Origin of the sequence: Knoellia locipacati (assembly GCF_007992835.1) — a bacterium.
In the GTDB taxonomy this organism is placed as follows: domain Bacteria; phylum Actinomycetota; class Actinomycetes; order Actinomycetales; family Dermatophilaceae; genus Knoellia; species Knoellia locipacati.
The window spans coordinates 322,474-335,283 of the sequence record NZ_BKBA01000003.1 but is presented as its reverse complement, the minus strand read 5'-3'; the positions used below and the strand labels follow the sequence as shown (position 1 = coordinate 335,283).

9 protein-coding genes, 1 tRNA gene and 1 pseudogene are annotated in these 12,810 nt (G+C 72.0%); 8 read left to right on the top strand and 3 right to left on the bottom strand.

The window, feature by feature from the left end:
* Positions 1 to 81 precede the first annotated feature (81 nt).
* Positions 82 to 160, top strand: a tRNA-Gln gene (locus KLO01_RS03065).
* 14 nt (positions 161 to 174) lie between these two features.
* On the opposite strand, the gene KLO01_RS03060 is transcribed toward KLO01_RS03065, so the two are convergent.
* Both KLO01_RS03060 and KLO01_RS03055 read right to left on the bottom strand, forming a co-directional pair.
* Positions 175 to 696 (bottom strand): dihydrofolate reductase family protein, encoded by a 522-nt coding sequence (locus KLO01_RS03060; RefSeq protein ID WP_147062069.1) that lies wholly within the window; start codon positions 694 to 696, stop codon positions 175 to 177.
* A gap of 74 nt (positions 697 to 770) precedes the next feature.
* Positions 771 to 1,649 (bottom strand): LysR family transcriptional regulator, encoded by an 879-nt coding sequence (locus KLO01_RS03055; protein WP_147062068.1) that lies wholly within the window; start codon positions 1,647 to 1,649, stop codon positions 771 to 773.
* A gap of 9 nt (positions 1,650 to 1,658) precedes the next feature.
* Here KLO01_RS03055 and KLO01_RS17560 point away from each other — a divergent pair.
* The 3 genes and pseudogenes from KLO01_RS17560 to KLO01_RS03040 all read left to right on the top strand — a co-directional run bounded on the left by KLO01_RS17560 (position 1,659) and on the right by KLO01_RS03040 (position 5,560).
* A pseudogene (locus KLO01_RS17560) lies at positions 1,659 to 2,980 on the top strand (MFS transporter).
* 88 nt (positions 2,981 to 3,068) lie between these two features.
* Positions 3,069 to 4,553, top strand: a complete 1,485-nt coding sequence (glmU, locus tag KLO01_RS03045; protein ID WP_147062067.1) for a bifunctional UDP-N-acetylglucosamine diphosphorylase/glucosamine-1-phosphate N-acetyltransferase GlmU — start codon at positions 3,069 to 3,071, stop codon at positions 4,551 to 4,553.
* A gap of 2 nt (positions 4,554 to 4,555) precedes the next feature.
* The gene (locus KLO01_RS03040) at positions 4,556 to 5,560 is read left to right on the top strand and encodes a ribose-phosphate diphosphokinase (RefSeq protein ID WP_147062066.1); all 1,005 of its coding nucleotides are present in this window, start codon (positions 4,556 to 4,558) and stop codon (positions 5,558 to 5,560) included.
* Positions 5,561 to 5,681: 121 nt separating this feature from the next.
* Here KLO01_RS03040 and KLO01_RS03035 read toward each other — a convergent pair whose 3' ends face one another.
* Entirely contained in the window at positions 5,682 to 6,230 is a 549-nt protein-coding gene (locus tag KLO01_RS03035) for a CGNR zinc finger domain-containing protein (RefSeq protein ID WP_147062065.1), read from the bottom strand.
* An 80-nt stretch (positions 6,231 to 6,310) separates the two neighbouring features.
* Here KLO01_RS03035 and KLO01_RS03030 point away from each other — a divergent pair, with 80 nt between their 5' ends.
* The 4 genes from KLO01_RS03030 (at position 6,311) to mfd (ending at position 12,809) form a co-directional block, all read left to right on the top strand.
* Positions 6,311 to 7,330 carry an EamA family transporter gene (locus KLO01_RS03030; protein WP_246136025.1) on the top strand — a complete coding sequence of 340 codons (1,020 nt, stop codon included), beginning with the start codon at positions 6,311 to 6,313 and terminating at the stop codon, positions 7,328 to 7,330.
* Between the two features lie 281 nt (positions 7,331 to 7,611).
* Positions 7,612 to 8,304: a 50S ribosomal protein L25/general stress protein Ctc gene (locus KLO01_RS03025; RefSeq protein WP_147062064.1), complete on the top strand. Its 693-nt coding sequence runs from the start codon at positions 7,612 to 7,614 to the stop codon at positions 8,302 to 8,304.
* 232 nt (positions 8,305 to 8,536) lie between these two features.
* Positions 8,537 to 9,127, top strand: coding sequence for an aminoacyl-tRNA hydrolase (gene pth / locus KLO01_RS03020; RefSeq protein ID WP_147063074.1), 591 nt, complete (start codon positions 8,537 to 8,539; stop codon positions 9,125 to 9,127).
* Positions 9,128 to 9,158: 31 nt separating this feature from the next.
* Positions 9,159 to 12,809: a transcription-repair coupling factor gene (gene mfd, locus KLO01_RS03015; RefSeq protein WP_147062063.1), complete on the top strand. Its 3,651-nt coding sequence runs from the start codon at positions 9,159 to 9,161 to the stop codon at positions 12,807 to 12,809.
* Position 12,810 lies beyond the last annotated feature (1 nt).

Here is a 12,810-nt window from a genome sequence, read left to right as displayed (position 1 = left end):
GCTGGCGCGACGTGGGTGAGGTCCCCCACGGGGTCAACTACCCTGTGCGTCGTATGCCGCGGCTCGCCCCGCGCGCATCGTTCCCCGGTTGGTCTGCCGGCAGGGCCCGCCTGACTTTGAATCAGGACTAGCGACGTAGGTTCGACTCCTACCCGGGGAGCAGCGGTGAGCTGCTCAGGCGTCGCGCACCACGGAGTAGCGGCCGCACATGAAGTCGCGGTTGCGGGCCACCTCCTCGAGCCGGAGCTCGACGTGGCGCGGCAGGACCGGGGCGCCGGCGCCGAGGGTCACCGGGGCGTACTGCACCCACACCTCGTCGAGCAGCCCGGCGTCGTGGAACTGGCCGGCGAGGTCGCCACCGCCGACGACCCACACGTCCTTGCCGGCGGCCTTGTCGACCATCTCGGCATGCACCTGGGCCACGTCGGCCGTCGTGTAGGTCACCTGCTCGGAGGGGGCGAAGTCGCGGTGGGTGAACACCCACGTCGGCTTGGGTGTCCAGCCCTCGGGGTCGTGGTCGAGCAGCCACTGCCAGGTGCTCGCCCCCATCGCGCAGGCGCCGACGCGGGGCGCGAACGTGTCGTAGCCCATGTCGGCGTCACCCGCGACGTCCCGCGAGAGCAGCCACTCGAGCGAGTGGTCGGTCGTCGCGATGAAGCCGTCGAGGGTCGATGCCGTGTAGTAGATCGTCGCCATCGCCCCACCATGGCACCACCCGCCGACAGCCCGCGCCGCGCGGATGGCCGGGCCCGCGGAGCGAGGATCGCGGCTCAGGACCTCAGCGCCACCGACGCGTCGACGAAGTCGAGGAAACGGGCCGCCGGCGGCGCCAGCAGCCGGTCGGTCCGCCACGTGAGCCCGATGGTGCGACGGGCCGCGGCGGTGGCCAGCGGGATGCCGACCGTGCCCGTCTGTCCGGCGAACTGCTCGGGCAGCACGGCGACACCGAGCCCGGCGGACACCAGTCCCTCGATGGTCGCCAGGTCCGCGCTCTCGAAGGACACCGTCGGGGTGACACCCGCCTCGGCCAGCAGGTCGTCGACGAGCGCGCGGTAGCCGAAGCCCTGCGGGGTCGTCACGAGCTCCTCGCCCCGCAAGGACGCGAGCGAGATCCGTCGTCGGGACCGCCACCGGTGGCCCGGCCCGACGACGAGGACGAGCCGCTCCCGCTGCAGCGGCAGCCACCCGAACGGGCCCTCGGGCAGCCACGACGTGATCGCCAGCTCGACGGCGCCGGAGTCGAGGTCGCGAGTGATGTGGTGGTGCGGCTCCTGCGTGAGCAGGACGCGGACGGCCGGTGCCGACGCGTGGAACTCGCGCAGCACCCGCGGCACGAGCGAGGTCGACATCGAGTCGAGGAAGGCGAGACGCACCGTGCCGCTCTCGGGGTCGAGCCGCCCGGCGAGGTCGGCGAGCACCTGCGCGTGCCGGGCGCCGATGTCGCGCGCCGCGTCGAGGACGAGCTCGCCGTCGGGGGTCGGCACGACACCGCTCGGCAGCCGCTCGAACAGCCGTGTCCCCATTGCGCCCTCCACCCGGGCGAGCGCCCGCGACAGCGTCGGCTGGCTCACCCCCAGCGCCGACGCCGCCTCGGTCACGTGCCCGTGCTCGGCGAGGGTGACGAGCCAGTCGAGGTCACGCAGGTCCATGGCCCCATCATGCGCCTGACGTATGGGATTCGGCCATGGACGACATTGGACGTATGCAGCGCGCAGGCGCACCCTCGAGGAGTGACGTCCCCGACCCCCCTCGCCGCCGCGCGGCAGACGGCCTCGACCGCCGAGTCGGGCCACCGCCCCGGCACCCCCGGCTACCGCCGGGTCGTCCTGTCGCTCTTCGCCGCCGGCGTCGCCACGTTCACGCTCATCTACGGGTCGCAGTCGCTCTTCCCCGCACTCGCCGCCGACTTCGAGGTCTCCGCCGCCGACAGCACGCTGTCGTTGTCGCTCACCACCGGCGCGCTCGCGCTCACCCTCCTGCTCGCCGGGCCGCTGTCGGACCGCATCGGCCGTACCCGGCTCATCCACGCGAGCCTCGTCACCTCCGTCGTCGTCGCGGCGGCCTCGGCCGTCGCACCGACCTGGCCCACGTTCCTCGGTCTGCGACTCGTCCTCGGCGTGACGATCGCCGGGCTGCCCGCGGTGGCCACGGCATACCTGCGTGAGGAGCTGCACCGGGGGCGCAGGCCCGGGCCGCCGGCCTCTACATCGGCGGCAACGCGATCGGCGGCATGACCGGGCGGCTCGCGACCGGCCCCGTGGCGGACCTGTGGGGGTGGCGGTGGGCCCTCGGCGCCGTGGCCGCGCTCGCGCTCGTGTGTGCCATCGTCGTGTGGTTCGCCCTGCCTGCCTCGCGCCACTTCGTGCCCCGTCCGGCCGGGCGACGCACTGCCCTCGCGATGACCCGACGGGCCCTGTCCGACCCCGTCCTGCTCGCGCTCTACGGCATCGGGATGCTCGGTTGCGGCGGCTTCGTCGCGGTCTTCAACGCCCTCGGCTTCCGGCTCACGAGCCCGCAGTTCGGGCTGAGCCTGGGCGCCGCGAGCCTCGTCTTCCTCGTCTACGCGTGCGGGTCGTTCGGGTCCGCCGTCGCCGGGCGGCTCGCGGACCGCTTCGGGCGCCGGGCCGTCGCACCGGCCGGTGCCGTCCTCGCCCTCGCCGGACTCACCGTCACCCTCTCGGGCGCCCTCGTCGCGGTCGTCGCCGGCATCGCGCTCATGACGGCCGGCTTCTTCGTCGTCCACGGCGTCGCCAGCGGCTGGGTGCCGGTGCGGGCCCACGCCGGGGGAGTGGCCGCCGGGCAGGCCGCCTCGCTCTACCTCTTCGCCTACTACCTCGGCTCCTCCCTCTTCGGCACCGCCGGCGGACATGCCTGGTCGTATGCCGGGTGGCCCGGTGTCGTGACCCTGTCCGCCGTGCTCTTCGGCGGGGCCGGGGTGCTCAGCCTGCTCGTGCGACGCACCCCCGTGCTGCCCACCTGAGCGGCCCGGGAAAGGGCGTGGACGGCATACGGCCAACTCGTCGGTACAGTGGCGCGGTACGCCGCCACGAACCTCGGGAGCACCGCTCGTGACCAATGCCCGGCCCGCCGCAGTCATCATCCTCGCCGCAGGCGAGGGAACCCGGATGAAGTCAGCCACCCCCAAGGTGCTGCACCGGATCGGGGGCCGCAGCCTCGTCGGGCACGCCATCGCGGCCGCCCGCGTCACCGGTCCGCAGCACCTCGCCGTCGTCGTCCGGCACGAGCGCGACCTCGTCGCCGCGCACATCGCCGAGGTCGATGCCGAGGCCACGATCGCCGACCAGGACGAGGTCAAGGGCACCGGTCGCGCGACCGAGTGCGCCCTCGACGCCCTGCCGGCCGACCTCAGCGGCACCGTGCTCGTGACCTACGGCGACGTCCCCCTGCTCACCGGCGAGACGCTCGTCGAGCTCGTGGCCCGCCACGACGCGTCCGGCAGCGCCGCGACCGTCATCACGGCGCACCTCGACAACCCGCAGGGCTACGGCCGGATCGTGCGCGACGCCGACGGCCACGTCGCCGGCATCGTCGAGCAGAAGGACGCCACCGACGATCAGCGCGCGATCACCGAGATCAACTCGGGCATCTACGCGTTCGACGTCGAGGTGCTGCGCGAGGCCCTGGCGCAGGTCGGCACCGACAACGCCCAGGGCGAGAAGTACCTCACCGACGTGCTGAGGATCGCCCGTGACGGCGGCCGGACCGTCGACGCCCACGTCATCGACGACCTCTGGCAGACCGAGGGCGTCAACGACCGCGTCCAGCTCGCGGCGCTCGGCAAGGAGCTCAACCGGCGCAACAACGAGCGCTGGATGCGCGAGGGCGTCACCATCGTCGACCCCGCCACCACGTGGATCGACAGCGACGTGAGCATCGGCCGCGACGCGACGATCCTGCCCGGCACCCAGCTGCTCGGCGCGACGTCGATCGGGTCCGGGGCGCGGATTGGCCCGGACACGACCCTCACCGACACCGAGGTCCACGACGGCGCCGAGGTCAAGCGCACCGAGGCCGTCCTCGCCGTCATCGGCGAGCGCGCCACCGTCGGGCCGTTCTCCTACCTGCGCCCCGGCACCGTCCTCGGGGTCAAGGGCAAGATCGGCGGCTTCGTGGAGACCAAGAACGCCCGCATCGGCGACGGCGCCAAGGTGCCGCACCTCACCTACTGCGGCGACGCGACGATCGGCGAGGGCGCCAACGTCGGCGCCGGCACGATCTTCGCCAACTACGACGGCGTGGCCAAGCACCACACGACGATCGGTGCGCACTCGTTCATCGGCTCCGACACCGTCATCGTCGCGCCGGTCGACATCGCCGACGGCGCCTACGTCGCGGCCGGCAGCGCCATCACGGCGGACATCGAGCCCGGACAGATCGCCGTGGCCCGTGGACGTCAGAAGAACGTCGACGGCTGGGTCGCCCGGGCCCGTGCAGGCAGCAAGACCGAGGCGGCGGCCGTCGCGGCCACGGAGGCGGGCACCCGGCATACCGGGAAGAGCGCGGAACCTGCGTCACGAGAAGGAAAGGCCTGAGCATGACGAAGGAAGACCGCCCCAAGTCCGCCAACATCCGCAAGAAGCCCAAGAAGAAGCTCATGGTCTTCTCGGGGCGCTCGCACCCCGGGCTCGCCCAGGAGATCGCCGCGCTGCTCGGCACCGAGCTCGTGCCGACCAGCGCCTACAACTTCGCCAACGGTGAGATCTACGTCCGCTACGAGGAGTCCGTGCGCGGCTCCGACGCGTTCGTCATCCAGAGCCACGCCGCCCCGCTCAACGAGGCGATCATGGAGCACCTGCTCATGATCGACGCGCTCAAGCGGGCCAGCGCCAAGCGGATCACCGTCGTCATGCCGTTCTACGGCTACGCCCGCCAGGACAAGAAGCACCGCGGTCGCGAGCCGATCTCGGCCCGCCTCATCGCCGACCTCTTCCGCACCGCCGGCGCCGACCGCCTCATCGCCGTCGACCTGCACACCGACCAGATCCAGGGCTTCTTCGACGGCCCCGTCGACCACCTCATGGCCCAGCCGGTGCTGTCGGACTACGTGTCGGCCAAGTACGGCCACGAGGACCTCGCCGTCGTCTCGCCCGACGCCGGCCGCATCAAGGTCGCCGAGCAGTGGTCCAAGCGTCTCGGTGGTGCGCCGCTGGCCTTCATCCACAAGACGCGCGACATCAACCAGCCCAACCAGGCCGTCGCCAACCGCGTCGTCGGTGAGGTCAAGGGCCGCGTGTGCGTGCTCGTCGACGACATGATCGACACCGGCGGCACGATCACCAAGGCCGCCGACGCGCTCATGGCCGACGGTGCCAAGGACGTCATCATCGCGGCGACGCACGCGATCCTCTCGGCGCCGGCCACCGACCGGCTGCGCGACTGCGCCGCCCGCGAGGTCATCGTCACCAACACCCTCCCGATCGCGCCCGAGCTCGAGTTCGAGGGGCTCACCGTGCTGTCGATCGCGCCGCTCATCAGCGCCGCGATCAAGGAGGTCTTCGAGGACGGCTCGGTGACGAGCCTCTTCGGCGGCCGCGCCTAGGTCCGCCTCGGGCCCCCAGCATGATCGGGTCACCTGATCATGCTGCGCTCGACCCGAGTTGGCATGTCGGGTCGAGCGGGCCTTGATCGGGTCACCCGAGAATGCTGCGTGGCGAAACGCGTCAGGACTGCTGACGAGCGCGGTATGCCGCGACGTGCGCCTTGTTGGCGCACGTCCCGTCGCAGTAGCGCCGGCTCCGGTTCTTGCTGAGGTCGATGACGACGTCGCCGCAGTCGTCGGCGGCGCAGATGCGCAGGCGCTCGGTCTCGCCGGCGCGGATGAGGTCGATGATCGCCATCGCGGCCTCGACGGCCATCCGCTTGGCGATCGGGTCGTCGTCCTGCGTGGCGTGGATGTGCCAGTCGAGGTCGTCGTGGCGCACGAGCCGGGGAAGGGCCCGGTGCTCGGCGAGCAGCTCGTTGACACCCTCGACGAGCCCCTCGACGTCGCGGCCCCAGAGCTCACGCAGGCGGGGGCGCAGGGCGTGCACGTCGTCGAGCTCGGCGCGCGTGCGGGGACGCCCGCCGCTCCAGTCCCAGGCGTCGAGGTGGGCCACGAGGGCGGCGACCGTCGGCAGCTCCTCGTCGGTGTCGTCGCCGAAGCCGGGCGCGGAGTTCATCAGCACGACCGCGTGCTGGAGCGTCAGCTCCGTGTCATATGCAAAGACCATCTTGACTCCTGACATCCGGGAGGTCTAGCGTCGCCCACGTAAGGACCAACATCACACATTACTCCTGACGAGGCGGCATCGTGAACGCTGGCATCCAGACCCGTACGCCACGCGCGATGCTCATCGGCTTCCTGCTCGTGCTCCTCGCCTCGGCGACCTTCGGCTCGTCCGGCGCGTTCGCCAAGTCCCTCCTCCAGGCAGGGTGGACGCCGGGCGGGGTCGTCACCTGGCGGGTTGGGTTCGCCGCGCTCCTCATGGCGCCCGTCGCGCTCTGGGAGGTCCGCGGCCGGTGGCACCTCCTGCGCCGCAACGCCGCCCAGGTCCTCGCCTTCGGTGCGGTGGCCGTGGCGGGCTGCCAGTTCGCCTACTTCAACGCCGTCGAGTCGCTGTCGGTCGCGGTCGCCCTGCTCCTCGAGTACCTCGGCGTCGTCTTCGTCGTCGGCTGGATGTGGGCTGCGCACGGCCGCCGTCCCTCGCGGCTCACCCTCGCCGGCGTCGTCCTGTCGATCGCCGGGCTCGTCCTCGTGCTCGACGTCTTCTCCGGCGTCGAGATCTCGTGGAGCGGTGTCGTCTGGGGCCTGCTCGCCGCCGTGGGCCTCGCGACCTTCTACGTGACCTCGGGCCACGAGCACGAGGAGTCGCTGCCGCCGCTGGCCCTCGCCGGCTTCGGTCTCGGTGTCGGCGCCGTGCTCCTCGTCGCCGCCAGTGCGACGGGGCTCATCGACTACGGGACGTCGCGCGAGAGCGTCGAGATCGCCGGGGCGACCGTCGCGTGGTGGGTGCCCGTCGCCGAGCTCGCGGTCGTCGCCGCCGCCATCGCCTACGGCGTCGGCGTCATCGGCACGCGCCTCGTCGGCGCGACCATCGCGAGCTTCGTCGGGCTGTCCGAGGTCCTCTTCGCGGTGCTCATCGCGTGGGCCCTGCTCGGGGAGCTGCCCGGGCTCATCCAGCTCGCGGGCGGCGCGCTCATCCTCGCCGGTGTCGTGGCCGTGAGGCTGGGTGAGGGCTCGGACGAGCAGCCCGACCTGCCCGCCGACGACGCGCTCGCCGTCCCCACCAGCGAGTCCGTCCTCACCCCCACCGCCGCGAAGCCCCGCTGACCCGGGACGTGGGCGGACGGCATACGCCGATTGGCCTGCCACGCACCGCTGGCCTAGACTCTCGGGGTTGCCTCGGCGAGGGACGCTGCACCGGCCAGAGCTGTTCGGGCCATGCGCGTCCGTGATCGACGCGGTGGCCGCAGATCCTGAGGTCGCAGAGACCGGATGATCCGCGGGCCAGCGCGCCTGTCCGTGCCGTGTCCCGCGTCGAGGCCGCCGCAGACGTCGACCCCCCCACCGCCGTCACCCGACCGATTCGCCTCAAGTCACCAGGAGACACCGTGTCCAACGACACCATCAAGCTGCAGGCCGAGACCCGCACCCAGTTCGGCAAGGGCGCCGCCCGCCAGATCCGCCGCGACCACAAGATCCCCGCGGTCATGTACGGCCACGGCGCGGCCCCCGTCCACATCACGCTCGTCGGCCACGACGCGATGATGGCGCTGAAGAACCCGAACGCGCTCCTCACGATCGTCCTCGACGGTGACGAGCAGATGGCTCTCGCCAAGGACGTCCAGCGCGACCCGATCAAGCCGGTCATCGAGCACATCGACCTCGTCATCGTCCGCAAGGGCGAGAAGGTCACCGTCGACGTCCCCGTGCACCTCGAGGGCGAGGCCGCCCCCGAGACGGTCGTCAGCCTGGACCACTCGAGCCTGCAGGTCGAGGCCGAGGCAACCAACATCCCCGAGTCGGTCACCGTCTCCGTCGAGGGCCTCGAGGCCGGCACCCAGATCCTCGCCGGCGCCGTCGAGCTGCCCGCCGGTGCGACGCTCGTCACCGACGCCGAGGCGCTCGTCGTCAACGTCACCCAGCAGATCTCCGCCGAGGCCCTCGAGGCCGAGCTCGCCGAGGCCGAGGCCGAGGCCGGCATCGAGCACGAAGAGTCCGACGAGGACGCCGAGGCGACCGAGGGCGAGGCTGCCGAGGGCGAGGCGACCGAGGGCGACGAGGCGAAGTCCGAGGACGCCTGAGTCCCCACGCCGTTGCGTGACTGACGCGCATCCCGAACGGGCCCGGTCCACTGCGGACCGGGCCCGTTCGCGTGCCACGACACCTCTCGCGTCCGCAGGAGTGGTCGCGAAGGTGACCACCACTGCGGACGCAACCAGTGCGGCACCCTGCGTCTGCAGCAGTGCTGGGGAAGGCGACCGCCGCTGCGGACGCGGGCACCCGGCATACTCGTGCGGTGTGAGTGAGACGTGGATGGTCATCGGTCTGGGCAACCCGGGACCGACGTATGCCGGCAACCGCCACAACGTCGGAGCGATGGTGGTCGACGAGCTGGCCTCGCGGACGAGGAGCGCGCTGCGCGCGCACAAGGCGCGGGCGTCGGCTGCCCAGGTGCGGATCGGCACCGGGCCCGGGGGAGTGCCCGGCCCGAGCGCGGTCATCGCCGTGCCCCACAGCTACATGAACGAGTCCGGTGGGCCGGTCAAGGCGCTCATGGGCTTCTTCTCGGTGGGCCCGGAGCGGCTCGTCGTCGTCCACGACGAGCTCGACATCCCCGCCGGTGACGTCCGCCTCAAGCTCGGCGGCGGCGAGGGTGGCCACAACGGCCTGCGCTCGATCTCGAAGTCGCTCGGCACCCGCGACTATTTGCGGGTGCGGGTCGGCATCGGCCGCCCGCCCGGCCGCCAGGAGGCCGCGGACTACGTGCTCAAGGACTTCTCGCCGACCGAGCGCAAGGAGCTGCCCTTCCTCCTCGGGGACGCCGCCGACGCGGTCGAGATGCTCGTCACGCAGGGCCTGCTCGACACCCAGCAGCGGTTCCACGCCCCTGCCGCCGGGAGCTGACTGTCACCGCGCCCCGTTAGGCTGAGGGGCGATGCCCACGCTGCAACCCCTCGTCGACCAGCTCGGCGCGGCACCCCAGATCTCCTCCCTCCTCGACACCGCCACCGACCGTGGCACGGTGACGCTCGACGTCTCCGTGAGCGCCGGCGCGAGGCCCACCCTCATCGCCGCGGCGGTCGAGCGGCTGCGCGCCACCGCGCCCGACCGGCTGCCGCTGCTCGTCGTCACCGCGACGAGCCGCGAGGCCGAGGACCTCACGGCGGCGCTCGGCTGCGTCCTCGACCCCGACGTCGTCGCCGACTTCCCCTCGTGGGAGACGCTGCCGCACGAGCGCCTCAGCCCGCGCTCGGACACCGTCGGCCGCCGCCTCGCGGTCCTCCGGCGTCTCGCCCACCCGGCGACGGTCGCCGACGACGACGTCGCCCACGGCCCCCTCTCGGTGGTCGTCGCCCCCGTGCGCGCCGTCCTCCAGCCGATCTCCACGGGCCTGGGCGACCTCGAGCCGGTCGCCCTGCGCGCCGGTGAGGAGCACGACCCCGACTCCGTGGTCGAAGGGCTCGTCAACGCCGCCTACAGCCGCACCGACCTCGTCGAGCGCCGGGGCGAGTTCGCCGTCCGGGGTGGCATCCTCGACGTCTTCCCGCCGACCGAGGAGCACCCGCTCCGCGTCGAGTTCTGGGGCGACACCGTCGAGGAGATCCGCTGGTTCAAGGTCGCCGACCAGCGCTCCCTCGAGGTGGCCGAGCACGGCCTGTGGGCCCCGCCCTGCCGCGAGGTGCTGCTCACCGACACCGTGCGCGACCGTGCCGCCGCGCTCGCCGACCAGCTGCCCGGCGCCGCAGACCTCCTCCACAAGCTCGCCGCCGGCATCGCCGTCGAGGGCATGGAGTCGCTCGCCCCCGCGCTCGTCGACGGCATGGAGTCGATGCTCGACAGCTTCCCCGCCGGCTCCCCGGTCGTGACCTGCGACCCCGAGCGCGTCCGCACCCGCGCCCACGACCTCGTCGCGACGAGCCAGGAGTTCCTCGAGGCAGGCTGGGCCAACGCGGCCGCCGGCAACGCCGTCCCCATCGACCTCGAGAAGATCCTGGGGTCGGCGTCGTTCTGGACGGTCGCCGACCTGCGCGACCACGCCCGCGACACCGAGCACCCGTGGTGGGACCTCACGCCGTTCGCCCTCGACACCGAGACCGTCGACACGACCGACGGCGAGGTGGCCGAGACCGGAACCGAGGACGCCACGGCATACCGCGGTGACATCGAGTCGGCGGCGGCCGACCTCCGGCGCTGGACCGACGACGGCTGGCGCGTCCTCGTCGCCACCGACGGGCAGGGTTCGGCCAAGCGCATCGTCGAGGTCCTCGGCGAGGCCGAGGTGCCGGCGCGGCTCGACGCGACCCCCGAGGCGCTCGGCGACTTCGACCCGGGGGTCGTCCACGTGACGACCGCCCAGCTCGGTCGGGGGTTCGTCCACCCGGGCAGCCGCCTCGTCGTCCTCACCGAGACCGACCTCACCGGCACCCCGACGAGCGGCCCGTCCACCAAGGACATGCGACGGATGCCGTCGCGCCGCCGCAACCAGGTCGACCCGCTCCAGCTCAAGCCGGGTGACTTCGTCGTCCACGAGCAGCACGGCGTCGGCAGGTTCGTCGAGATGATGCAGCGCACCGTGCAGGGCGCGACCCGCGAGTACCTCGTCATCGAGTACGCCGCGTCCAAGCGCGGGCAGCCCGGCGACCGGCTCTTCGTCCCGACCGACCAGCTCGACCAGGTCACGCGCTACGTCGGCGGCGAGCAGCCCACCCTCAACAAGATGGGCGGGTCGGACTGGAAGCAGACCAAGACCAAGGCCCGTCGCTACGTCAAGCAGATCGCGGCCGAGCTCATCCAGCTCTACTCCGCGCGCATGGCGACCAAGGGTCACGCGTTCTCCCCGGACACCCCGTGGCAGCGCGAGCTCGAGGACGCCTTCGCCTACGTCGAGACGCCCGACCAGCTGAGCTCGATCGACGAGGTCAAGGCCGACATGGAGCGCGAGGTGCCGATGGACCGGCTGCTCGCGGGCGACGTCGGCTACGGCAAGACCGAGATCGCCGTCCGCGCCGCGTTCAAGGCCATCCAGGACGGCAAGCAGGTGGCCGTCCTCGTTCCGACGACGCTGCTCGTCCAGCAGCACCTCCAGACCTTCACCGAGCGCTACGCGCCCTACCCCGTGACGGTCAAGGCGCTGAGCCGGTTCGTGTCCAAGAAGGAGTCCGACGCCGTCATCGCGGGTCTGGCCGACGGCACGGTCGACCTCGTCATCGGCACCCACCGCCTGCTCTCGGACTCGGTCCGCTTCAAGGACCTCGGGCTCGTCGTCGTCGACGAGGAGCAGCGCTTCGGTGTCGAGCACAAGGAGCAGCTCAAGTCGCTGCGCACGGCGGTCGACGTGCTGGCGATGTCCGCGACACCGATCCCGCGCACGCTCGAGATGGCCGTGACCGGCATACGCGAGATGTCCACTCTCGCAACGCCTCCGGAGGAGCGGCACCCCGTCCTCACCTACGTGGGCGCCTACGAGGAGAAGCAGATCACCGCCGCGATCCGTCGCGAGCTGCTCCGCGAGGGCCAGGTCTTCTACATCCACAACAAGGTGTCGACGATCGAGCGCGCCGCCGCGCGCATCCGTGAGCTCGTGCCCGAGGCCCGGATCGCCGTCGCCCACGGCAAGATGGGCGAGCACCGGCTCGAGGAGGTCGTCGTCGACTTCTGGGAGAAGCGTTTCGACGTCCTCGTCTGCACGACGATCGTCGAGACCGGACTCGACATCTCCAACGCCAACACGCTCGTCGTCGAGCGGGCCGACCGTCTCGGCCTGAGCCAGCTGCACCAGCTGCGTGGCCGGGTCGGCCGTGGACGTGAGCGCGCCTACTCGTACTTCCTCTACCCGCCCGAGGCGCCGCTCACCGAGACCGCCCACGACCGGCTCCAGACCATCGCGAGCCACACCGATCTCGGCGCCGGCATGCAGGTCGCGATGAAGGACCTCGAGATCCGGGGCGCGGGCAACCTCCTTGGCGGCGAGCAGTCCGGGCACATCGCCGGTGTCGGCTTCGACCTCTACGTCCGGCTCGTCGGTGAGGCCGTCGCGAGCTTCCGCGGCGACGTCGACGAGGAGATCGGCGAGATCAAGATCGAGCTGCCGGTCGACGCACACCTGCCCCACGACTACGTGCCGGGGGAGCGGCTGCGGCTCGAGGCCTACAAGAAGCTCGCCACCGTCGCCGACGAGAGCGCCCTCGCCGAGATCGAGGCCGAGCTCGTCGACCGCTACGGCAAGCTGCCCGAGCCGGTGCTCAACCTCCTCGAGGTCGCGCGCCTGCGCACCGTGGCCCGGGCCGCCGGCATCCGCGACATCTCGGTGCAGGGCACCACGGTCCGGTTCGGTCCGGTCGAGCTGCGCGAGAGCCAGGAGCTGCGCCTGCAGCGCCTCTACCCGGGCTCGATCATCAAGTCCGCACTCGGCACGATCCTCGTGCCCAAGCCCATGACGGCGCGCATCGGTGGCCAGCCGCTGCGCAACCGCGACGTCCTCGAGTGGGCGGGTGCGGTGATCCGCAGCGTCGTCATGGACAATGTCGGGGTAGCAGCCGCGGTGGCCACCACCGGACCCAGCACCGGGTCCCGGGCCACCCGTTGAC

What these genes read in the sequence shown, in the direction of transcription:
- mfd (WP_147062063.1), top strand. Translation starts at nt 9,159, where the DNA reads ATGCCCACGCTGCAACCCCTCGTCGACCAGCTCGGCGCGGCACCCCAG.
- KLO01_RS03040 (WP_147062066.1), top strand. Translation starts at nt 4,556, where the DNA reads ATGACGAAGGAAGACCGCCCCAAGTCCGCCAACATCCGCAAGAAGCCC.
- KLO01_RS03035 (WP_147062065.1), bottom strand. Translation starts at nt 6,230, where the DNA reads ATGGTCTTTGCATATGACACGGAGCTGACGCTCCAGCACGCGGTCGTG.
- KLO01_RS03060 (WP_147062069.1), bottom strand. Translation starts at nt 696, where the DNA reads ATGGCGACGATCTACTACACGGCATCGACCCTCGACGGCTTCATCGCG.
- KLO01_RS03055 (WP_147062068.1), bottom strand. Translation starts at nt 1,649, where the DNA reads ATGGACCTGCGTGACCTCGACTGGCTCGTCACCCTCGCCGAGCACGGG.
- pth (WP_147063074.1), top strand. Translation starts at nt 8,537, where the DNA reads ATGGTCATCGGTCTGGGCAACCCGGGACCGACGTATGCCGGCAACCGC.